The organism is Nonomuraea sp. NPDC049625, from assembly GCF_040675285.1.
Taxonomy (GTDB): domain Bacteria; phylum Actinomycetota; class Actinomycetes; order Streptosporangiales; family Streptosporangiaceae; genus Nonomuraea; species Nonomuraea angiospora_A.
The window spans coordinates 198,534-219,244 of sequence record NZ_JBFAOQ010000003.1; the positions used below are offsets into that span (position 1 = coordinate 198,534).

17 protein-coding genes are annotated in these 20,711 nt (G+C 72.0%); 12 read left to right on the forward strand and 5 right to left on the reverse strand.

Going from position 1 to position 20,711, the window contains the following annotated elements; all coding sequences use genetic code 11:
• Window positions 1-34 precede the first annotated feature (34 nt).
• The 7 genes from AB0J87_RS14450 (at window position 35) to AB0J87_RS14480 (ending at window position 10,762) form a co-directional block, all read left to right on the forward strand.
• The gene (locus tag AB0J87_RS14450; protein ID WP_363965385.1) at window positions 35-1,396 is read left to right on the forward strand and encodes an FAD-linked oxidase C-terminal domain-containing protein; all 1,362 of its coding nucleotides are present in this window, start codon (window positions 35-37) and stop codon (window positions 1,394-1,396) included.
• A gap of 205 nt (window positions 1,397-1,601) precedes the next feature.
• Window positions 1,602-3,911, forward strand: a complete 2,310-nt coding sequence (locus tag AB0J87_RS14455; RefSeq protein WP_363965387.1) for a protein kinase — start codon at window positions 1,602-1,604, stop codon at window positions 3,909-3,911.
• A 66-nt stretch (window positions 3,912-3,977) separates the two neighbouring features.
• On the forward strand, window positions 3,978-4,616 hold the full coding sequence (locus AB0J87_RS14460) for a TetR/AcrR family transcriptional regulator (RefSeq protein ID WP_363965389.1): 639 nt from the start codon (window positions 3,978-3,980) through the stop codon (window positions 4,614-4,616).
• Between the two features lie 53 nt (window positions 4,617-4,669).
• A complete protein-coding gene (locus AB0J87_RS14465; RefSeq protein ID WP_363966590.1) occupies window positions 4,670-6,202 on the forward strand; it encodes a carboxyl transferase domain-containing protein in 1,533 nt (510 codons plus the stop codon).
• On the forward strand, window positions 6,199-8,073 hold the full coding sequence (locus tag AB0J87_RS14470; protein ID WP_363965391.1) for a biotin carboxylase N-terminal domain-containing protein: 1,875 nt from the start codon (window positions 6,199-6,201) through the stop codon (window positions 8,071-8,073). The genes AB0J87_RS14465 and AB0J87_RS14470 overlap by 4 nt, the downstream gene beginning before the upstream one ends.
• Window positions 8,070-8,831 (forward strand): enoyl-CoA hydratase-related protein, encoded by a 762-nt coding sequence (locus AB0J87_RS14475; RefSeq protein ID WP_363965393.1) that lies wholly within the window; start codon window positions 8,070-8,072, stop codon window positions 8,829-8,831. Before AB0J87_RS14470 ends, AB0J87_RS14475 begins: the two co-directional genes overlap by 4 nt.
• Window positions 8,828-10,762, forward strand: a complete 1,935-nt coding sequence (locus tag AB0J87_RS14480; protein ID WP_363965395.1) for an acyclic terpene utilization AtuA family protein — start codon at window positions 8,828-8,830, stop codon at window positions 10,760-10,762. The genes AB0J87_RS14475 and AB0J87_RS14480 overlap by 4 nt, the downstream gene beginning before the upstream one ends.
• Here the strand turns inward: AB0J87_RS14480 and AB0J87_RS14485 are convergent.
• Window positions 10,751-11,623, reverse strand: coding sequence for an ROK family protein (locus AB0J87_RS14485; protein WP_363965397.1), 873 nt, complete (start codon window positions 11,621-11,623; stop codon window positions 10,751-10,753). The two genes, AB0J87_RS14480 and AB0J87_RS14485, sit on opposite strands and share 12 nt — an antisense overlap.
• A gap of 27 nt (window positions 11,624-11,650) precedes the next feature.
• Between AB0J87_RS14485 and AB0J87_RS14490 the strand changes: the two genes are divergently transcribed.
• The 5 genes from AB0J87_RS14490 to AB0J87_RS14510 all read left to right on the forward strand — a co-directional run bounded on the left by AB0J87_RS14490 (window position 11,651) and on the right by AB0J87_RS14510 (window position 15,139).
• Window positions 11,651-12,457 carry a GNAT family N-acetyltransferase gene (locus AB0J87_RS14490; protein ID WP_363965399.1) on the forward strand — a complete coding sequence of 269 codons (807 nt, stop codon included), beginning with the start codon at window positions 11,651-11,653 and terminating at the stop codon, window positions 12,455-12,457.
• Window positions 12,458-12,538: 81 nt separating this feature from the next.
• On the forward strand, window positions 12,539-13,552 hold the full coding sequence (locus AB0J87_RS14495; protein ID WP_363965401.1) for a phosphotransferase family protein: 1,014 nt from the start codon (window positions 12,539-12,541) through the stop codon (window positions 13,550-13,552).
• A gap of 87 nt (window positions 13,553-13,639) precedes the next feature.
• On the forward strand, window positions 13,640-13,894 hold the full coding sequence (locus tag AB0J87_RS14500) for a hypothetical protein (RefSeq protein ID WP_355194919.1): 255 nt from the start codon (window positions 13,640-13,642) through the stop codon (window positions 13,892-13,894).
• Between the two features lie 57 nt (window positions 13,895-13,951).
• Complete coding sequence (locus tag AB0J87_RS14505; protein ID WP_363965403.1) at window positions 13,952-14,803, forward strand: helix-turn-helix transcriptional regulator; 852 nt, start codon at window positions 13,952-13,954, stop codon at window positions 14,801-14,803.
• Window positions 14,804-14,872: 69 nt separating this feature from the next.
• On the forward strand, window positions 14,873-15,139 hold the full coding sequence (locus tag AB0J87_RS14510) for a hypothetical protein (protein WP_192786285.1): 267 nt from the start codon (window positions 14,873-14,875) through the stop codon (window positions 15,137-15,139).
• A 337-nt stretch (window positions 15,140-15,476) separates the two neighbouring features.
• On the opposite strand, the gene AB0J87_RS14515 is transcribed toward AB0J87_RS14510, so the two are convergent.
• Genes AB0J87_RS14515 through AB0J87_RS14530 form a run of 4 tightly spaced genes read right to left on the reverse strand, consistent with a single transcriptional unit; the run spans window position 15,477 to window position 20,646 of the window.
• Window positions 15,477-16,445, reverse strand: a complete 969-nt coding sequence (locus AB0J87_RS14515) for an ABC transporter substrate-binding protein (RefSeq protein ID WP_363965405.1) — start codon at window positions 16,443-16,445, stop codon at window positions 15,477-15,479.
• Window positions 16,446-16,459: 14 nt separating this feature from the next.
• Window positions 16,460-17,407, reverse strand: coding sequence for an ABC transporter permease (locus AB0J87_RS14520; protein WP_363965407.1), 948 nt, complete (start codon window positions 17,405-17,407; stop codon window positions 16,460-16,462).
• Complete coding sequence (locus AB0J87_RS14525; RefSeq protein WP_363965409.1) at window positions 17,404-18,225, reverse strand: ATP-binding cassette domain-containing protein; 822 nt, start codon at window positions 18,223-18,225, stop codon at window positions 17,404-17,406. The genes AB0J87_RS14520 and AB0J87_RS14525 overlap by 4 nt, the downstream gene beginning before the upstream one ends.
• A 48-nt stretch (window positions 18,226-18,273) precedes the next feature.
• Complete coding sequence (locus AB0J87_RS14530) at window positions 18,274-20,646, reverse strand: GMC oxidoreductase (protein WP_363965411.1); 2,373 nt, start codon at window positions 20,644-20,646, stop codon at window positions 18,274-18,276.
• Window positions 20,647-20,711: the final 65 nt, after the last annotated feature.

Sequence of the window (20,711 nt, forward strand, 5' to 3'; positions counted from 1 at the left end):
TCCGGCCGAGTGGTTTCCACCTAAAGTGCATGGTGTGAAGCCGATTGATGCGTTGGTGAGCTCTCTGCCCGAAGGTCGCGTCCTGACCGACCCGGATGTGATCGACTCCTACGCCCGTGACCGGACGTTCGTGGCGCCGGGCAAGCCGCTCGGCGTGGTGCTGGCCGCCTCGCGTGACGACGTGGTCACGACGTTGAGGTGGGCCACCGAGCACCGGGTGCCCGTGGTGCCGCGGGGCGGCGGCTCGGGCCTGGCGGGGGCCGCCGTCGCCGGTGACGGCTCGATCGTGCTCTCGCTGGCCAGGATGAACGCGATCAGGGAGCTCTCCCCCGCCGACGAGATCGCCGTCGTCGAGCCCGGCGTCATCACCGCCGACCTGGACAGGGCCGCCAGGGAGCACGGGCTCATGTACGCGCCGGACCCCTCGTCGTACGAGATCTCCACGATCGGCGGCAACCTGGCCACGAACGCGGGCGGGCTGCGGTGCGTGAAGTACGGCGTGACCAGGGACTCGGCGCTCGGGCTCGAGGTGGTGCTGGCCGACGGCCGCGTGATCGGCACCGGCCGGCGCACGATGAAGGGCGTCACGGGCTACGACCTGACCGGCCTGTTCGTCGGCTCCGAGGGCACGCTCGGCGTCATCACCGCGGCCACGGTCCGGCTCAAGCGGGCGCCCACGGCGCCGCCGGCCACGTTCGCGGCGGAGTTCGGCTCGCTCCGGGACGCGGGCGCGGCGGTGTCGGCGATCATGGCGGCGGGCTGCCAGCCGTCCCTCATGGAGCTGATCGACCGCGCCTCGCTGGAGGCCCTCGACGACTGGCTCAACATCGGGCTCGAAGCGGACACGCAGGCCACGCTGATCGGCCAGTCCGACGCCACCGACAGCCAGGCCATGGTCGAGCGCATGGAGCGGCTGTGCCTGGAGAACGGCGCCTCCTTCGTGGCCGTGTCCTCCAGCCCACAGGAGGCCGAGGAGCTGATCAAGCTGCGCCGGCTGGACTACCAGGCCAAGGAGCGGCTCGGGGCGTGCCTGGTGGAGGACGTGTGCGTGCCCCGGTCCCTGCTGCCGGACATGATCACCGCCATCGAGGAGACGTCCGCGCGGCACGGGGTGAAGATCCTCACGGTCGCGCACGCCGGCGACGGGAACCTGCACCCGGTCTTCATCTTCGACCGCGGCATGCCCGAGCCGCCGGCGGAGGTGTGGGCGGCGGCGGACGAGGTGTTCACGCGCGCGCTGGAGCTCGGGGGCACGCTGACCGGTGAGCACGGGGTGGGCCTGCTGAAGCGGCGCTGGCTCGACCTGGAGTCGGGGCCGGTGGTCACCGAGGTCCAGCAGGGCATCAAGGCGGTCTTCGACCCCCTGGGGATCCTCAACCCGGGCAAGGCGATCTAGCTCTGGCCTGGAGAATCTCGGACTGTGGGCACCTTGACCAAGCCGTGACATTGGGGCCGGAAGCCCGTCCGACCTGCGACGAAGGGCTTACAGCGGCCTGACTTCCTTCGTCAAAACATGAAACTTCTGACAGGTCCGGCAGACGTCCCAACCATCACGCTGGTAGCGTTTTGCCCCATCTAATGGGTTGTAATGGGGGTCCGACGTGAATCAGTTCCAGCCGTTGGCGGCGGACGACCCGCGGCGGCTGGGGGCGTATGAAATCGTCGCCCGGCTCGGCGAGGGCGGCCAGGGCGTTGTCTATCTGGGTAAGAGCGATTCCGGGGAGCAGGTAGCGGTCAAGCTGCTGCACAACGCCCTGGTGGCCGACGCCGACGCCAGGACGAGGTTCCTGCGCGAGGTGGCGGTGGCACAGCGGGTGGCCAGGTTCTGCACCGCTCCAGTGCTCCACGCCGACCTGGATGGCAGCCGTCCGTACATCGTGAGCGAGTACGTCCCGGGGCCGTCGCTGCGTGAGATGGTCATCAACGAGGGGCCGCGGCGGGGTGCGGCGCTCGAACGGCTCGCGATCAGCACGGCCACGGCTCTCGCGGCCATCCACCGCGCCGGCATCCTGCACCGCGACTTCAAGCCCGCCAACGTCCTGATGGGGCCCGAGGGTCCCGTCGTGATCGACTTCGGCATCGCCCGCGCCCTGGACTCGCCCGGCGCGACGGCCACGGGGATGGCCATGGGCACGCCCTCGTACCTGGCGCCCGAGCAGCTCAGCGGGGCGGCGGTGTCGGAGGCGGCCGACGTGTTCGCCTGGGGCGTCACGATGGTGTTCGCGGCGACGGGCAAGCCCGCCTTCGGCGCCGACTCCATTCCCGTGGTGATGAACCGGATCCTCAACGAGGAGCCGGAGCTCGGGCGGATGGAGGGCATGCTCGGGGAGCTGGTCGGCCTCTGCCTCTCGAAGGACCCCGCGCAGCGGCCCAGCGCTGACGAGCTCATCGTCCGCCTCACCGGCCAGCCGGCCCCGAAGTCCGCCATCGAGCCGGTGACGGGCCAGCAGCTGATCGGCGGCGCCGCCGCCGCGGCCGGTGCCGGCGTGGAGGGTGGCGCCCCTGCGGCGAAGGGCCAGGACGTCTACCCGGGCCCCTGGACCCAGCCCACCGGCCCCGTCCCGCCCGTCCCGCAGACGGGCGCGTACGGCCGCCCCGCCGCGGCCGCCGCCCAGGCCGCGTCCCCCATGCCGGGCAACCAGCCCCAGGGCGGCCCACAGCCGGGGACACCTGGTATGCCCGGAACGCCCGGTGGCCCGGGGACCCCCGGTGCGCCGCAGCCCGGGATGCCCGCCGGTTCCCAGCCGGGTATGCCCGCCGGGCCGGTCGGCTCCCACCCCGGAATGCCCGGCAACGGCCCGCAGACGCCTCAGGGCGGCCCTCAAGCGCCTCAGGGCGGCCCGCAGGGTGCGGGCGCACCCGGAATGCCACCGCAGCACGGTGCGGCAGCGCAGCACGGTGCTGTCGCGTCCGGGATGCCGCCGCACGGCCCCGGCACGCCTCAGGGCCAGTCGCCCTTCCAGGGGGGAACACCAGGCGGACCGGGCAGGCCCGGAGCGCAGGGCGGTCCCACCCGTCCCGGAGGCCCGTCGGGCCCCGGTGACAGCGCGCCCGCGAAGCAGCGCCGCACACTGACGCTCGCCCTGTCCGGAGCCGCGGCCGCCGCCCTCCTCGTGGTCGTCGGCGCCGTGGTGGTGCAGGCCAACACCAAGGAAGTCCCGGTGGTGGCCGTCGGCAACTCCTCCAACAAGACCAGCGGCGACGGCTCCGGCGGCGGCCAGCCCGTCGACCCGCCGCCCGGCGACCAGACCCCGGTGCCGCTGCCCACGGACACCTCGGTGTCGGTGCCCACCCTGAGCATCGATCCGACGGAGAGCAAGAAGGCCAAGCACACCAAGCAGCCGGAACCCATCGCCGAGGTCCCGAACCCGGTCACCCAGGCACCCCAGCCCCAGACCACGACGAAGCGGCCACAGCCCACGCCCAAGCCGTCCGAGACCAAGACGAAGAAGAAGTCTTCCGACATGGTCGACCCCGTGGTGGAGCCGCCGCTCGGCGAATCGACGGACCAGCCGGGCACCGGCACGACGGTCCCGACCCGTCCCAGCAGCAAGCCGACCAAGACCTATGGTCCGCGCAAGCCGAACCCGTACAACGCGGCGTCAGTGTGCGGCTCCGGCTACAAGGTCATCGACTCGCGCTCCATCGCGACCGGCAACGCCACCGTCTATCTTCTGTACAACTCCGGTGCGGGCAAGAACTGCGTGGTCACGATGTCGCGCATGCTGTACCCGGAGAAGGCGCAGATGAACGCCATCCTCCAGGTGAAGGGTGGCTCCAGCGCCAGCAACCCGGGCAACTTCACCGCGTACGCCGGCCCGATCCGTCTGCCCGGAAAGCAGAAGTGCGTGATCTGGGGCGGTTCGTGGGGCGGCCAGACGTGGAAGTCCGGCTGGAGCCACTGCACCTGACCTGACGACGACATCCGCTGAAAAGGGCCCCTTGTACGGGGCCCTTTTTGCGTTAGCGTAGTTGACGTGATCGTCAGGTCTTCGGTGCCGACGTCCAGGGGCAGGCGGACGCGGGCCGCGCTGCTGCAGGCTGGGCGGGAGGCGTTCGAGGAGCACGGGTACGACGCCGTGCGGATCGACGACGTCTGTGGGCGGGCCCGGGTGTCCCATGGCACGTTCTACACCTACTTCGACTCCAAGGAAGCGCTGTTCGGCGAGGTCGCGGCGGCCGTGGTCGGGGAGATGTTCGCGGCCAGCCTGGTCGGCGCGGCGGCGGACCCGGACGATCCGTACGCCCGGATCGAGGCCGCCAACCGGCTCTACCTGCGGGCCTGGGCGGCGAACTCGCGGCTGGTGCGGATGGTGGAGCAGGCGGCCACGTCCGAGGAGAGGTTCGGGCGGTTGCTGCTCGAGCTGCGGGAGGTGTTCGTGCGGCGGGGCGCGGAGGGGCTGAAGCGGCTGCAGGAGCAGGGGCTGGCCGATCCGGAGCTGGATCCGCGGCTGACCGCCGTCATGCTGGGCGGGATGGTGGAGCACTTCGCCCACGTGTGGCTGGATCTCGGGGAGCGGGCCGACGAGCAGGTGGCGGTCGATCACCTGACGCGGTTGTGGGCCAGGGCCATCGGGTTGACGGGAACGTCAGGTTGGCGGGAGGAAGGCGCGTGATCAGGAGCAGGCTCGACACCGAGGGCGACGACTATCGCGGGCGTCGCGAGGCCATGCTCGCCAAGCTGGGCGAGCTCGACGCCGAGCACGCCAAGGCGGTGGCCGGGGGCGGCGAGAAGTACGTCGAACGGCACCGCAGGCGCGGCAAGCTCCTGGCCAGGGAGCGGATCGAGCTGCTGATCGACCCGGACTCGCCCTTCCTGGAGCTGTCGCCGCTGGCCGCCTGGGGCAGCGAGTTCCCGGTCGGGGCCGGAATGGTGTCGGGGATCGGGGTGATCGAGGGCGTCGAGTGCGTGATCACCGCGAACGACCCCACGGTCCGCGGCGGCGCGTCGAACCCGTGGACGCTGAAGAAGTCCCTCCGGGCGGCCGACATCGCGCTGCGCAACAGGCTCCCGTACGTGAACCTGGTCGAGAGCGGCGGCGCGGACCTGCCGACGCAGAAGGAGATCTTCATCCCGGGTGGCCAGATATTTCGTGACCTGACCCGGTTGTCGGCGGCGGGCGTTCCGACCATCGCGCTGGTGTTCGGGAACTCCACGGCAGGCGGCGCGTACGTGCCCGGCATGAGCGACTACGTGGTGATGGTGCGGGAACGAGCGAAAGTGTTCCTGGGCGGCCCGCCCCTCGTGAAGATGGCCACCGGGGAGGAGTCGGACGACGAGTCCCTGGGCGGGGCCGAGATGCACGCCAGGACCAGCGGCCTCGCCGACTACCTGGCCCAGGACGAGCACGACGCACTGCGGATCGGGCGGCGGATCGTCCGTTCCCTCAACTGGCGCAAGCAGGGCATGAGCCCGCAGGCGGCGCGGGAGCCCGGATATCCGGCCGAGGAGCTGCTGGGGATCGTCCCCGAGGACCTGAAGGTGCCGTTCGACCCCCGCGAGGTGATCGCGCGCGTGGTGGACGGGAGCGAGTTCGAGGAGTTCAAGCCGCTGTACGGCGCCTCCCTCGTGACCGGCTGGGCGCGCGTCCACGGCTACCCGGTGGGCGTGCTGGCGAACGCGCGCGGCGTGCTGTTCAGCGAGGAGTCGCAGAAGGCCACCCAGTTCATCCAGCTCGCGAACCAGTCGCGCACTCCGCTCCTGTTCCTCCAGAACACGACCGGTTACATGGTCGGCAAGGACTACGAGCAGGGCGGCATCATCAAGCACGGCGCCATGATGATCAACGCGGTGTCCAACTCGACCGTCCCCCATCTCACCGTCGTCATGGGCGCCTCGTACGGGGCGGGCAACTACGGCATGTGCGGGCGCGCGTACGACCCCCGCTTCCTGTTCAGCTGGCCGAGCGCCAAGTCGGCGGTGATGGGCCCGGCGCAGCTCGCCGGGGTGCTGTCCATCGTGGGCCGCGCGTCCGCGCAGGCCAGAGGGCAGGTGTACGACGAGGAGGCCGACGCGGCGATGCGCGCGATGGTGGAGGCCCAGATCGAGGCGGAGTCGCTGCCGTTCTTCCTGTCTGGCCGCCTGTACGACGACGGGGTCATCGACCCGCGCGACACCCGTACCGTCCTGGGCCTGTGCCTGTCGGCCGTCAACAGCGCGCCGGTGCCCGAACCGGCGGGATTCGGGGTGTTCCGGCCATGATCACCCGCCTGCTCGTCGCGAACCGGGGCGAGATCGCCCGCCGCGTCTTCCGCACCTGCGGGTCGCTCGGCATCTCGACGGTCGCCGTCTTCTCCGACCCCGACGCGGACGCGCCGCACGTGGCCGAGGCCGACCTGGCCGTACGGCTGCCGGGCGCCCGCCCGTCCGACACGTACCTGAACATCGGCCGCATCCTGGATGCCTGCCGCGCCTCCGGTGCGGACGCCGTGCATCCCGGATACGGCTTCCTGTCCGAGAACGCGGAGTTCGCGCGGGCCGTGCTGGACGCCGGGCTGGTGTGGGCCGGGCCGCCACCCGAGGCCATCGCGGCCATGGGGTCCAAGGTCGAGGCCAAGCGGCTGATGGCGGAGGCGGGCGTGCCCGTGCTCCCCTCGCTCGACCCGGAGGCGCCCGGGGAGTTCCCGGTCCTGGTCAAGGCGTCCGCCGGTGGGGGCGGGCGCGGCATGCGGATCGTCCGCGAGGCCGGGGAGCTGGCGCGGGAGGTCGAGTCGGCGCGGCGGGAGTCGGCGTCGGCGTTCGGCGACGGGACCGTGTTCGTGGAGCCGCTGCTGGAGAACGCCCGGCACGTCGAGGTGCAGGTGCTGGCCGACCGGCACGGCACGGTGTGGACGCTGGGCGAGCGCGAGTGCAGCGTGCAGCGGCGGCACCAGAAGGTCGTCGAGGAGTGCCCGTCGCCGGGGATCTCGGCCGAGCTGCGGGAGCGGCTGTGCGAGGCGACGGTCAGGGCCGCGCGGAAGATCGGCTATGTCGGGGCCGGGACCGTGGAGTTCCTGGTCAAGGGGGATCGGGTGGCGTTCCTGGAGATGAACACCCGGCTCCAGGTCGAGCATCCGGTCACTGAGCTGGTCTACGGGGTCGATCTGGTGCGGCTGCAGCTCGAGGTGGCCGAGGGAGCCGCCCTGCCCGCGACGCCGCCCGAGCCTGCCGGGCATGCCGTGGAGGTGCGGCTTTATGCGGAGGACGGGGATTATCTGCCGCAGAGCGGGGTGTTGCGGCGGTTCGAGGTCTCCGGGGAGGTGCGAGTGGATTCGGGGGTGGAGTCCGGGTCGGTGATCTCGCCGTACTACGACCCGATGCTGGCGAAGGTGATCGGGTACGGGCGGGTACGAGCGGAGGCGGTGCGGAAGCTGGTCACGGCGCTCCGGCGGGCGAAGCTCCACGGGGTCGTGACAAATCGCGATTTACTGGTAAAAATCCTGACAAATTCGGCCTTCGGGGCGGGTGACACCCACACCGGCTTCCTCGCCCCCGGCGGCCCTCTCGACGGCAGCTCCCCGGACGGGCCCGGCGAGCTCCCGGTGCTGGCCGCCGCGCTCGCCATGGCCGCCGAGAACCGCCGCCGGGCGACGGTGCTGGCGGGCCTCCCGAGCGGCTGGCGCAACGTGCGCTCCCAGCCCCGCCGGGCCCGCTTCGAGGAGGCCGAGGTCGTCTACGACCCGCTCCCCCAGGGCGTCACCGTGATCAGCGCGGAGCCGTACGAGGTGATCCTGGAACGCGACGGCGTCCGGCACACCTTCGAGGTGGCCCGCTACGACGAGGACGGCAAGGTCTACGTCGACCACGTCGGCGGGTGCGCCGAGCTGACCCCGCTCCCCCGCCTCCCCGAGCCGGTCGAGCACGTCGCGCCCGGCTCCCTGCTGGCCCCCATGCCGGGCAGCGTGCTCCGGGTCGAGGTGGAGCCCGGCGACCGGGTGACGAAGGGGCAGCCGGTGCTGGTGCTCGAGGCGATGAAGATGGAGCATCGGATCGCGGCGCCGTCCGACGGCGTGGTGTCGGACGTACACGTCGAAAAGGGCCGGCAGGTTGAAGCGGGCGCGGTGCTGGCGATCATCCAGGAGGAGACTGCATGACGAGCCTGGTGCACAAGGACCTGGCGGCGGGCGTCGCGACCGTCACGCTGGACTCGCCGCCCAACCGCAACGCCCTGTCCGTACGGCTCCTCGCCGACCTGTCCGACCGGCTCCACTGGGCGCTGGCCGAGCCGGAGGCCAGGGTGATCGTGCTGACCGGCACCGGGAACGTGTTCTGCTCGGGCGCCGACCTCAAGGAGCAGAAGGCCTCGGGCGCGGCGGTGACGGCGTCGTTCCCCGACGTCCTCACGCTGATCTGGGAGAGCCCGAAGCCGGTCATCTGCCGGCTGAACGGCACGGCGCGGGCGGGCGGCCTGGGCCTGGTGGCGGCGTGCGACTTCGCGATCGCGCCGGTGACGGCGTCCTTCGCCTTCTCCGAGGTACGGCTCGGCGTCGTGCCCGCCATGATCTCGGTGCCGGTGCTGCGCCGGGTCGAGCCCCGGGCGGCGGCCGAGTACTTCCTGACCGGCGAGGTGTTCGACGCGGCCCGGGCGGCGGAGATCGGGCTGCTCTCGCGGGCCGTCCCGGAGGACGAACTGGACGCGACGGTCGCGCACTACACCGATCTGCTGATCAAGGGCGGCCCCGAGGCACTGGCCATCGCGAAGCGGATGGTGCGGGAGGTGCCCGCGCTGTCGTTCGAGGAGGGGCTGCGGCGGATGACCGAGCTGTCGGCCGAGCGCTTCACCTCGGAGGAGGGGCAGGAGGGCATCGCGGCGTTCAGGGAGAAGCGGCCGCCCAGGTGGGCCGCCCGATGACGCTGCGGATCGCGAACTGCAGCGGCTTCTACGGCGACCGCCTCTCGGCCGCCAGGGAGATGGTCGAGGGCGGGCCGATCGACGTGCTCACCGGCGACTGGCTGGCCGAGCTGACCATGCTCATCCTCGCCGGGAACCGCCTCAAGGGCCGCCCCGGGTACGCGCCGACGTTCCTCCAGCAGATGGAGGACGTCCTGGGCCCTTGTCTCGATAAATCCATCAAAATCGTGACGAACGCCGGCGGCCTGGACCCGGCCGGCTGCGCGGAGGCCGTACACGACCTGGCCACCCGCCTCGGCCTGTCCCCCACGATCGCCCACATCACGGGCGACGACCTCACCGGCCGCCCCCTGGACCTGACCAACGCCGACACCGGCGAACCCCTCACCGCGACCCCCCTGACCGCGAACGCCTATCTCGGCGGCCGCCCCATCGCCACCGCCCTCGCGTCGGGCGCGGACGTGGTGGTGACCGGCCGCGTGACGGACGCCGCCCTGGTGACCGGCCCCGGCATCTGGCGGTACGGGTGGGGGCCGGGCGACCTGGACCAGCTGGCGGGCTCGGTGGTGGCGGGACACGTCATCGAGTGCGGCTGCCAGGCGACCGGCGGGAACTACGCGTTCTTCCAGGACGTACCGGACCTGGCGCACTGCGGCTTCCCCATCGCCGAGCTGAACGCGGACGGCTCCGCCGTGATCACCAAGCACCCCGGCACCGGCGGGCTGGTCTCGGTCGGCACGGTCACGGCGCAGCTCGTGTACGAGCTCGGGGGCCCGCGCTACCTGGGGCCTGACGTGGTGGCCCGCTTCGACACGATCACGCTCACGGACGACGGGCCCGACCGCGTCCTGATCTCGGGTGTCCGGGGTGAGCCGCCACCCGGCACCCTCAAGGTGGCCGTCAACTACCTGGCGGGCTATCGCAACACGATGACCCTGGTGCTGACGGGCCTGGACGTGGAGGCCAAGGCCCGGGCCGCCCAGGACGCCCTCTGGGCCCGCGTCCCCCGGGACTCGTTCGACCGGGTGGACGTGGAGCTGACGGACTCGGGCCTGCTGCGGATCACCGTCATGGACGCCGACGAACGCCGGGCGGGACGCGCGTTCTCCTCCGCCGTGGTGGAGACGGGGCTCGCCAGCTACCCGGGCTTCTACGCCCTCACCCCACCGGGAAACGCCACGCCGTACGGGGTCTACTGGCCCGTCCTCGTCCCCGCCTCGGAGGTCCGCCCCCGGATCTTCATCAACGGCAACGAGCTCCCTCCCACCGCCCCCGACATACCAGGAGCCGGGCCCGCGACCGGGAGCGGCGGTCAGGGGCTCCGGCCTCCAGGCGCGGCGGAGACGGCGAGCGAAGCGGGCGACGCAGCCGAAGCCGCCACCGCGCACCCCGCACCGGCCCTCTTCTCAGCGCCGGGTCGGCGGGACGCGGCACCACGCGGCCCGGCGCCCACGAACGGTGGCCAAGGGGCCGAGAGCGCCACCGGAAACGACGGGCAAAGGGCCGGGAGCGGCGGGCAGGGGCTTGGGCCCTCAGGCGCGGGGCAGGCGTCCGCGGTCGGGCCCCAGACAGCCGGGCAGGCGTCGGTGGTCGGGGCTCAGGTGCGGGTGCCGTTGGGGTGGATCGCCGGGGCGCGGTCCGGGGACAAGGGCGGGAACGCGAACCTGGGCGTCTGGGCCGACACCCAGGAACGGTACGACTGGCTGGCCGCCCACCTCACCCCCGACACCCTCCAACGCCTCCTCCCAGCCCTCGCCCCGCACCGCGTCGACCGCTACGAGCTCCCCAACATCAAGGCGCTCAACTTCGTCATCCACGGCCTCCTCGGCAGGGGCGTGGCCGCGAGTCCCAGGATGGACCCGCAGGCGAAGGCGTTGGGCGAGGAGCTGCGGGCGAAGGAGGTGGACATACCTCCGCACCTACGAGATTGATCGCCAGCCCAGCAGCCCCGCCCCGAGGAGCCCGGCACGTACGCCGAGGGACGACGCCACCACCTCCGGCGCCCGCCGGAAGGCGAGCCGCCCCGCCAGCCGCTCCCGCAGCGGCACCAGCAGCGCGTCCCCCGCCAGCGAGACCCCGCCCCCGATGACGATGCGCGCCGGGTCGAGCACCAGGGTGTACGTGGCCAGCGCCAGGGCGAGCGTGTCCACGGCCGACGACCACACCTCCGCCGCCCGCTCGTCCCCCTCGGCGGCCAGGCGCACCACGTCCGCGGAGGTGCCCGATCCGTAGCGTGCCGCGATGGCCCCGCCCGACGCGTACGCGGCCAGGCACCCGCGCTGCCCGCACCCGCACGCCAGACCGTCGGGCCGGACCGGGATGTGACCGATCTGCCCGGCGAAGCCCCCGGCTCCCCCGTACAGCGAGCCCGACAGGACGACCGCGCCCGCGATGCCCGTACCGATGGGGAGGAACAGGACGTCGTCCCCGCCCGTCCCGAAGGCCAGCTCGGCCTCCCCGGCCGAGCGGACGTCGTGCCCGAGCGCCACCGGCAGGTCCACGTCCGCGAACGACGAGACGGGCACGTCCCGCCACCCGAAGGCCGCGGAGTAGACGGCGTGGGTGGGCGTGACCAGCCCCGGCACCGCCAGCCCCACGGCGAGCGGGCGGCGCCCGGCGCGGGGCCGCGCGAGGTCGGCGACGAAGGCGGAGATGGCCGCGATCACCTGGTCGGCGCCGCGAGGCGTCGCACGTCGCTCGAAATGCAGAATTGTCCCGTCCCGGGCGACAAATCCGCCTTTGAAGGTGGTACCGCCGACATCGACCGCAGCGACGTAATCCAATCGTGCCATCGTGCCATCGTCCCCTAGGGTGCAACCATGGCCATCCGCCGCCTCACCCACGAGGACCTCGACGACTGCACCCGCCTGGCCAAGGATCGCGACTGGCCCCCCGAGCGCCACAAGTGGGGCCTCCTGCTCGAGGTCGGCGAGGTGTACGGCATCGACGCCCCCGACGGCGACGGCCTGGCCGCCACGAACGTCCTGACCTGCTACGGCGACGACCACGCCGTGATCAGCATGGTCCTCACCGCGTCCAGGTACGCCAGGCAGGGGCTGGCCCGCCGGCTCATGGAGCACGTGATGGAGCGGGCCGGCAGCCGTACGGTCTCCCTCTTCGCCACCGACAACGGCCGCCCCCTGTACGAGCAGATGGGGTTCCGGGCCGTCGGCGGGGTCGTCAAGCACACGGGCGTGTTCGCGGGCGAGCCGTCGGTCCGGACCCGCCCGGCCACGGAGGCCGACCTGGACGAGATCGTGAAGCTGGACGCGGAGCTGTTCGGGACGGACAGGTCGGCGCTGCTGCGGCGGATGTTCGGCTTCGGCGAGCGGGTACGGATCGCGGACGGCGGCTTCGGCCACTGCTGGCGCAACGACGACAACACCGTGATCGGCCCGGTCGTGGCGCGGGACGAGGAGACCGCGCGGGCGCTGATCGCGGACCTGGCGCTGGACGTGGGCGGCGAGGTGCGCATGGACCTGGACGAGGCGATGGACGGCCTGGTCGCGTGGGCGGTCGCGCACGGCATGGGCCACCCGTGGCGGACCGCGAGGATGGTGCACGGCGGCAACCTGCCGGGCGAGCGCGCCTGCCAGTTCCTGCCGTTCATGCAGGCGCTGGGCTGACCGCACGGCGCCGGGTTGACCGGGTGCGCGGCGCTCTCGTAGGGTCGGGCGACCAGAATATGATTCTGCCGAAGGGCGATCATGACCTCCACCCACATCGACGTCAGCGCCATCGACCTCGCCGCGCTCGGCACGTGGATGGACGCCCAGGGCCTGCCCGGCGGCCCGATCACGGGCGTCGCGCCGGTCCTGGGCGGCACGCAGAACGTCATGGTCCGCTTCGAGCGCGACGGCCGCCCGTACATCCTGCGCCGGCCTCCCCTGCACGCCCGCAGCAGGAGCAACGAGGTGCTGCGCCGCGAGGCGCGGGTGCTGACGGCGCTGCGCGGCACGCCCGTGCCCGCGCCGAGGCTGGTGGCCGCGCAGACCGAGCGGGAGCCGGTGTTCTACCTGATGGAGCCGGTCGACGGGTTCAACCCCTCGACGGGCCTGCCGGAGCCGCACGCCTCCGACGCCGCGATCAGGCACCGCATGGGGCTGGAGGCCGCGGCCGCGCTGGCCGAGCTGGGGCGGGTCGATCCGGGGGTGCTGCCGGGGTTCGGCAGGCCGGAGGGGTTCCTGGAGCGGCAGGTGCCGCGCTGGCTCAAGGAGCTCGACTCGTACGGCGAGCTGGACGGCTATCCGGGCCCCGACATTCCGGGTCTGCCCGAGACGGCCGACTGGCTGGCGCGCAACCTGCCCCGGACGTTCACCCCGGGGATCATGCACGGCGACTACCATTTCGCGAACCTGATGTTCGCCTGCGACGGCCCCCGCGTGGCCGCGATCGTGGACTGGGAGATGAGCACGATCGGCGACCCGCTGCTCGACCTCGGCTGGCTGCTGGCCACCTGGTCCAGCAACAACGGCCACGTCCCCGGGCTGCCGGAGCCGCGCGAGCTCATCGAGTACTACGCGGCGCTGTCGGAGCGCGACCTGTCGGCCATCGGCTGGTACGCGGTGATGGCCTGCTTCAAGCTCGGCATCGTCCTGGAGGGCTCGCACGCGCGGGCGTTCGCGGGAAAGGCACCAAAGGACATAGGGGACGTACTACACGAAACTACCCTGCAACTGTTCGAACGGGCACATCAGTTTATGGACGGCGTTCTCGGCTGATTTCCGGAAAAACGATCACTTCTTAACCCCCCGAGTCGTACAATTGCGCGCAATTGCACCGGTTATCGGGGAAGGATCGTCATGCGAATGCGGTTCCTCGGCTCCACCTCGGAGGCGGGCGCCTGTCCCACCCTGTACGAGACCGATCGCGGCACCATCGTCGTGCAAGGTCTGCAAGTCACCGACGCGGAGGCGCTCGCGGACCTCCGTGACGTGCTCGACGGCGAGACCGCGGTCGAGGTTCCGCGCGAGCTCATCACCGAAATCGCCCGCCGGGTCCTCCCCGACGGCCCGGCAACCGCTTTCCCGACCAGCGGAGGAACACCCTCGGCCACCGCTTGATCACAATTGCGAGTGACACTGGCATGATCCACGCAAGCAGGGCTAGCCTCTTGCGGCGTGACGTCGTTTCAGCAGGCGCGCATCGACCTTGGCGGCCAGTTACGACAGCTGCGCGAAGCCGCGCACCTGTCGGGCAAGGAGCTGGCCCAGCGGCTGGGCTGGCAGCCGTCCAAGGTCTCCCGCCTGGAGAACGCCCGGCAGACCGCCACGGAGGATGACGTGGTCGTGTGGGCGCAGGCCGTACGCGCCTCGCCCGACACGACCGACGAGCTCATCAGGCAGGCCATCGCGCTGCTCGAACGGCACGACGACTGGAAGCAGCGCCACCGCAGCGGCCTGGCCGCCCTCCAGGAGGACATCCGCGACCTGGAGGCGCGCACGAAGCTCTTCCGCGTGTTCGAGCCCGGCATCATCGTGGGCCTGCTGCAGACCTCCGAGTACGCCAGGCACGTCTTCCGCAAGGTCAAGCGCCTCTACAGCGCGGCCGACCAGATCGACGCGGCGGTGCGGGTGCGCATGCAGCGCCAGGAGATCCTGTACGACCGGACGCGCACGTTCAGGTTCGTGGTGACGGAGGCGGCACTGCGTACCTCCCTCGCCCCGCCCGAGGTGATGCGCGGCCAGCTCGACCGATTACTCGCCGTCAGCACGCTGCCGAACGTCGAGTTCGGCGTGATCCCGTTCAGCACGGAGCTGCCGTCGAGCCCGATCAACGGCTTCTGGATCTACAACGAGGCCATGGTCGGGGTGGAAACCATGACGAAGGACCTGATCCTTCGCGATCCCGATGACATCGGCTTCTACGTCCGGGCCTTCGATGACTATGCGAAGGTGGCGGAGTTCGACGAACCCGGGCGGGAGGTCATCATCGGAATTCTTCACGATTACCGCAAACAAACATCACATTAACCGCAGCAATTGCTTGCCTCCCCACCCAAGATCGTGCAATTCTGTCGCGAGACGTTGCGGAGGTGACGCATGATGCTTGATACCGCGCTCTGCCTCGAGCGATTCGCCTGGCACGCAGGTCGTCACGCTGACCTGACCATCCAGAGCCTCGCCCTGTCGAGCGACCCGGCCTACGTGTCGGTCCGCAATCGCTTCTCGGCCACGCTGACGGAGACGGTGACGTGCTCGGACGAGGGCGCGTACATCACCTCGTGGGGCTACCGCCTGGGCACCGCCGAAGACGTCGAGTCCGCCGCCGCCCGCCTCGCCTTCCTCCTCGCCGCCCTCCCCGCCTGACTCTTCCCGCGCTCAGCCCGAAACACGGCTTACGGCCTCCGACGCGGAATTTCGGCCCTGCGCCCCGCAGCCACCACCAACCGGCCCCGGCACGCGCCCTCCGGCAGGGGTCCCACCACGGGCCCACACCGCCCACACCCACGCCCCAGCGCCTCAGGACGCCTCTCGCGCCGACCGGGCGGGCGAAGGCGGGCAGGAGGTCGCAGCGCCCCTTTGGACGCCGCTCGATGCCGCCCGCCCGTCTCCCGGGTGCGCGGTCGCGGGCGGCGCCGCCGGGTCGGCGGCTCAGCGGACGGCGCCGAGCCGGCGAGCGCGCCGAAGCGGCGGTCCGGGCCGGTCAGCAGCCGGCCTTGTAGAGGATCTTCTGCACCTCCGGCTGGTCCACGTTCTTCGCGGTGACGATGGTGGCGTCCGTCGGGATCGACGGCGTGACCTGCTGCCCCTTGACCGCCGCGACCGCCTGCTCCACCCCCTTGGCCCCGATGTCCCCGGGCAGCTGCGCGATGAGCGCCTGTACGACGCCGTCCTTGAGCTGCTTCACCTGCGCGGGCCCCGCGTCGAAGCCCACCATCTTGACCTGACCCAGCTTGCCCGCCTGCTGGAGGGCGGATCCGGCGCCGGTGGCGGAGTTGAGGTTCGCGGCGAAGATCCCCGCCAGGTCGGGGTCCTTGGCCAGAGCGGCGTTGACGATCTTGGAGGCCTCACCGACGTCGTTGTGCGAGTACTGCACGCCCAGGAACGCGATCCCGGGATGCGAAGCCTTGATCTCCTCCTCGAACCCCTTGATGCGGGCGTCCACGGTGCTCACGCCCGGGTCCGTGGAGATGACCAGCGCCTTGCCCTTGTCGCCGATCTGCTCCGCCAGCGCCTTGGCCGCCGCCGCCCCGCCCTTGACGTTGTCGGTGCTGATCCTGGACAGGCCGATGCCCGGGTCCTCGACCACCGTGTCCACCAGGATGATCTTGATGCCCTGCTGCTTGGCCTGGGTCAGCGGCGCGATCATGGCCTTGACGTCGGTCGGCGCGATGAGCATGGCGTCCGGCTTGCTCGCCACCACCGAGTTGACGATCGGCGTCTGCAACGTCGGGTCGAACTTCTGCGGCCCCTGGACGTCCAGCGCCACGCCCAGCTCCTTGGCCTTGGCCTTCGCCCCGCAGGCCATGGTCTCGTAGAACTCCTCGCCCGCCAGCCCCTGCACGAGCGTCACCCTGACCTGGCCGCCGCCGCCTCCGCTCTGCCCGCCCTGCCCGCCGCAGGCGGCGATCGTCAACAGCAGCGTTCCCAGAGCTGCCACAGCCTTGCGCATCGTGGTGCCTCCTCCTACTGGTCCCGGGCCCTGCGCCTCCACTGGTCGACGTAGACGGCGGCGACGAGCACGGCGCCCACCACCACCTGCTGCCAGAACGGCCGCACGCCCAGGATCTGGAAGCCGTTCTGCAGCACGACCGGGATGAACACCCCGATGACCGTCCCGGCCACCGTCCCCACGCCGCCGAACAACGAGGTGCCGCCGATCACCACGGCGGCGATGGCCTGCAGGTTGTCGGTGGAGTGGGCGGACACGCCGGTGATGCCGTACTTGGCGAGCGACAGGTGCCCGGCCAGCCCGGCCAGCAGGCCCGCCAGGCCGTACACCTTGATCAGGTGCCGGCGCACGGCCACGCCGCCGCGCCGGGCGGCCTCGGCGTTGGACCCGATCGCGTACGTGTGCCGCCCGAAGCGGGTCCAGGCGAGCATGAGCGCGAGCGCGGCCGTGATGGCGGCGCAGATCCACACGATCAGCGGTACGCCCAGCCAGCGCGCCAGCCCGAGACCGAGGTTCAGGTCCGTGGGGGCGCGCAGATCGACCCCGCCGGTGAGCAGCAGGGCCCCGCCGAGCGACATGCCCAGCGTCCCGAGCGTCACGATCAGCGCGGGGATGCGGCCCAGGGCGATCAGCACGCCGTTCAGCACGCCCCACGCCAGTCCCGTCATGAGGGCGGCCAGGGTGCCGAGCGCGAGCGAGCCGGTGGCGTCCATGACCTCGGCGGCCGCCACCGCCGAGAACACCAGCACCCCGCCCACCGACAGGTCGATCCCCGCCGTGATGATCACGTACGTCATGCCGGTGGCGAGCAGCAGCAGGATGGCCGCGTCGCTGACGAGGTTGAGCAGGTTGAACGAGGTGGGGAACGTGGTGGGCGCCAGGATCGAGAACGCCGCCAGCAGCGCGACCAGCACCAGGCCGATCCACACGACCTGCAGCTCCCCCAGCCGCACCCCCTTCATCGGCCGCCCTCCCGCCCGTCGGGACCAGGGCCGTCCGGCTCGCCGTCCCCGTCCAGCGCTTCCTCCCGCGCTTCGATCGCGCCGGTCATGGCCCCGACCAGCTCCTCCATCGAGACGCGCGCGGTCTCGAAGCGGGCCACCCGGCGTCCGAGCCGCAGCACCTCCACCCGGTCGGACACCGCCATCACGTCCTGCATGTTGTGGCTGATCAGCACCACGGACACACCCGAGTCGCGCACGCCGCGAATGAGGTCGAGCACGCGCTGGGTCTGCACGACCCCGAGCGCGGCCGTGGGCTCGTCCATGAACACCACCCGCCGCGCCCACGTCACCGCCCTGGCCACCGCGACGCCCTGCCGCTGCCCGCCGGACAGGCCGGAGACCGGCGCGGTCTGGGACGCGAGCCGCACGCCGAGCCGTTCGCACGCCTCGCGCGTGGCCCGGCGCATGGCGGCGTTGTCCAGTACGCCGAGCAGGCCGAGGAGGCCGGGCCTGAGCAGTTCCCTGCCGAGGAAGAAGTTGGCCGCGGGGCTGAGGTCGGCGCAGAGCGCGAGGTCCTGGTAGACGGTCTCGATCCCGGCGCCCCTGGCCTCCTCGGCTGAGCCGAACGCCACCGGCTCGCCGTCCACCTCGACCGTCCCGGCGTCCGGCCGTTCGACGCCCGAGAGGATCTTCGCGAGCGTGGACTTCCCCGCGCCGTTGTCGCCGATCAGGGCGACCACCTCGCCGGGCCGCAGGGTGAAGTCCGCGCCGCGCAGCGCCTCGACGTGGCCGTAGCTCTTCATGATCCCGCGGGCGGCGATCAGTGGTACGGCCATAAGAACATCAAGAAGCCGATTGACATCGTTGTCAAGGCCGCGCGGCCGTCAGGGCACCCGCGATCCCGCCGCGAGGTCGTGGTAGGCCTCCCACAACTCGCCCAGGAACAGCCGGCCGAACCGCACCAGCCCCGCGGCCCCGTCGGGCCCCCACGTGCGGAACGTCGTCAGCTGGTGCAGGAAGTCCGGCAGGTGGATGCGGATGATCCCCGCGGCGACCACCTCGGCCTCCGCGTCGTCCGCCGGGCGGGTGTGCCCGCGCAGGATCCGGACGTACAGGGTGGAGGTGTCGGACCACAGGTCGGCCCCGGGGTCGTCGTGCACGTCCTTGACCCCGGTGAGCGTCAGCGGAGCGTCCCCGTCGCCGGTGAAGTGCAGGCGGTAGAGCATCCGCCGCCGGGCCGGGTCCTCTCCCGCCACGAACAGGTTGAACGACCCGCCCTCCACCCGCAGGCGTCCGCCGCCGAGCACGGGACAGGTCACCCACCCGGCGGCGGACGCCTCGTGCCCGGCGTCGGCCACGAACCGCTCGACGTCGCCGGCGGTGATGGTCAGGTGGACCGCCAGCGGGTGCCCGTTCGCGCGTCCCAGCCGCTCGCCCTCCTCCGGGTCGGCGGAGCCGGGCATGACGTGGCCGCGCATCTCCTCGGTGAAGCTCAGGCCGGACGAGACCCCGGCGCGCCGCGCCGCCGTCCGGGGCGCGGTCTCCAGGACGTGCTCGCAGGCCCGGTCCGAGATCGCGGCGATGGTCAGGGAGGGGTTGACGCCGACCGGACCGGGCACGCAGGCCCCGTCCAGGACGTACAGGCCCGGATGCCCGAACACCTCGCCGTACTCGTCCACGACGCCCTCCGCGGGGTGGCGGCCCATTGGGGCGCCGCCGAGCGGGTGCACCGTGATCACCTTGCGGGCCAGCCACAGGGGGTTGTCGCGGTAGCCGGCCCGCAGGACCCGGGCCATGTCCCGCATGACCCCGCGCATCGTGGTGAAGTACGGCATGGACGTGGCGGTCGTCCAGTCGACGTCGAGGTAGCCGCGGCGCAGGCGCATGACGCCGTCGGGGACGTCGCGGCCCATGCCGAGCAGGCCCAGCGACCCGTCGGACAGGTGCCCGTCGCCGAGCAGCGCGGCCAGTTCGGCGTTGATCCGGCTGCTCGGCGAGTGGCTCAGCAGGGCCCCGATCCTGCGCAGCACGAACCTGCCGGCCCTCCTGGCCTGGCCGCGCACCCCGGCGAACTCCCCCAGCCACTCGGCGAAGGGCGGGTAGCCCGCGTCCTCGACCAGGAAGCCCCGGCGGCCCCCGTGCCCCGAGTCGGCCGCGTCCGGCACCCGGATGGCGCTGGTGATCACGGGTCCGCGGCTGCCCTCCAGCGAGCGGTGGCGGCCCGCGCCGTCGCGGGCGTCCGTGACCAGCGTGAGGAGGTCGCCGTTGCCGCTGAAGCGGGCTCCGAGCATGGGGCTCAGGCCGGGGAACTCCGAAGCGCAGGTCAGCAGCAGGTACGTCGTCCCGAGCGTGCCCGCGGCCAGGACGAGCCGGTCACAGGTGATCGTGCGCTGGGGCAGCCGCCGGGTGTTGACCCGCCGCCGGTCCTCGCGCGGTTCGTGCACCACGTAGCTCACGGCGTAGCCGCCGCCGGGAGCGGGGGCGAGCCACCGTACCTCGTGCAGGGTGCGCAGGTCGGCGCTGGCGTGCCGGGCCGCCGACAGGTACGTGTGGTCGAGGGAGTTCTTGGCGCCGTCGTTGCAGCCGAGGTCGCACTCGCCGCGCAGCCGGCACGTCGTACGCGGCAGGCCGTGCAGGTTGCCGTACTCCGGGTCCGGAATGGGCAGCCCGGGAGCGGGATGGCCGCCGGGCTCCGGGGCGAAGGCGACGGCCAGCGGCGGCAGCTCCCACTCCAGCCCCAGCCGCCCGGCCGCCTCGCGCATGGCGAGGGTCTTGGCCGTGGTGTCGTACGGCGGCTGGCCGAGGGGGTAGCGCTGGGGCTGGAGCATCCGCTCCACGGCGTCGTAGTGCGGGTCGAGGTCGGCCCGCGTGACGGGCCAGTGCTCGTAGCCGCCGCCGGGTAGCGGGCTCTCCTTCACGAACCACCGCTCCGGCTTGCGCAGCAGCACATTGGCGTAGATGAGGGAACCGCCGCCGAGCCCGCTGGAGACGGCCGCGCCGAGCCCGCGGAAGCTCCACAGGTCGAACAGGCCGTACAGGCCCTCGCTCGGATCCCACAGGTTGCGCGCCATCGCGGCGGGCGCGCGCGGGAACGACCCCGGCGGGTACGACCGGCCGCGCTCCAGCACGACCACCCGCAGCCCCGCTTCCGCGAACCGGTAGGCCGCCACGGCGCCGCCGAACCCCGAGCCCACCACGACGACGTCGGCGTGCTCGCGGGCAGGACGTCTTGCCTGGTCAGAACCGTTATGGCGCATTGTCTCTCCCTCGTCCGGACAGGTCCGAAAAGTCGGGGAGATGTAGAATGTAAGAGTAACCGATC

Coding starts and splice junctions, on each gene's coding strand:
- AB0J87_RS14465 (WP_363966590.1), top strand. CDS start 4,670: ATGCTCGCCAAGCTGGGCGAGCTCGACGCCGAGCACGCCAAGGCGGTG.
- AB0J87_RS14470 (WP_363965391.1), top strand. CDS start 6,199: ATGATCACCCGCCTGCTCGTCGCGAACCGGGGCGAGATCGCCCGCCGC.
- AB0J87_RS14475 (WP_363965393.1), top strand. CDS start 8,070: ATGACGAGCCTGGTGCACAAGGACCTGGCGGCGGGCGTCGCGACCGTC.
- AB0J87_RS14480 (WP_363965395.1), top strand. CDS start 8,828: ATGACGCTGCGGATCGCGAACTGCAGCGGCTTCTACGGCGACCGCCTC.
- AB0J87_RS14485 (WP_363965397.1), bottom strand. CDS start 11,623: ATGGCACGATTGGATTACGTCGCTGCGGTCGATGTCGGCGGTACCACC.
- AB0J87_RS14490 (WP_363965399.1), top strand. CDS start 11,651: ATGGCCATCCGCCGCCTCACCCACGAGGACCTCGACGACTGCACCCGC.
- AB0J87_RS14495 (WP_363965401.1), top strand. CDS start 12,539: ATGACCTCCACCCACATCGACGTCAGCGCCATCGACCTCGCCGCGCTC.
- AB0J87_RS14500 (WP_355194919.1), top strand. CDS start 13,640: ATGCGGTTCCTCGGCTCCACCTCGGAGGCGGGCGCCTGTCCCACCCTG.
- AB0J87_RS14510 (WP_192786285.1), top strand. CDS start 14,873: ATGATGCTTGATACCGCGCTCTGCCTCGAGCGATTCGCCTGGCACGCA.
- AB0J87_RS14515 (WP_363965405.1), bottom strand. CDS start 16,445: ATGCGCAAGGCTGTGGCAGCTCTGGGAACGCTGCTGTTGACGATCGCC.
- AB0J87_RS14520 (WP_363965407.1), bottom strand. CDS start 17,407: ATGAAGGGGGTGCGGCTGGGGGAGCTGCAGGTCGTGTGGATCGGCCTG.
- AB0J87_RS14525 (WP_363965409.1), bottom strand. CDS start 18,225: ATGGCCGTACCACTGATCGCCGCCCGCGGGATCATGAAGAGCTACGGC.
- AB0J87_RS14530 (WP_363965411.1), bottom strand. CDS start 20,646: ATGCGCCATAACGGTTCTGACCAGGCAAGACGTCCTGCCCGCGAGCAC.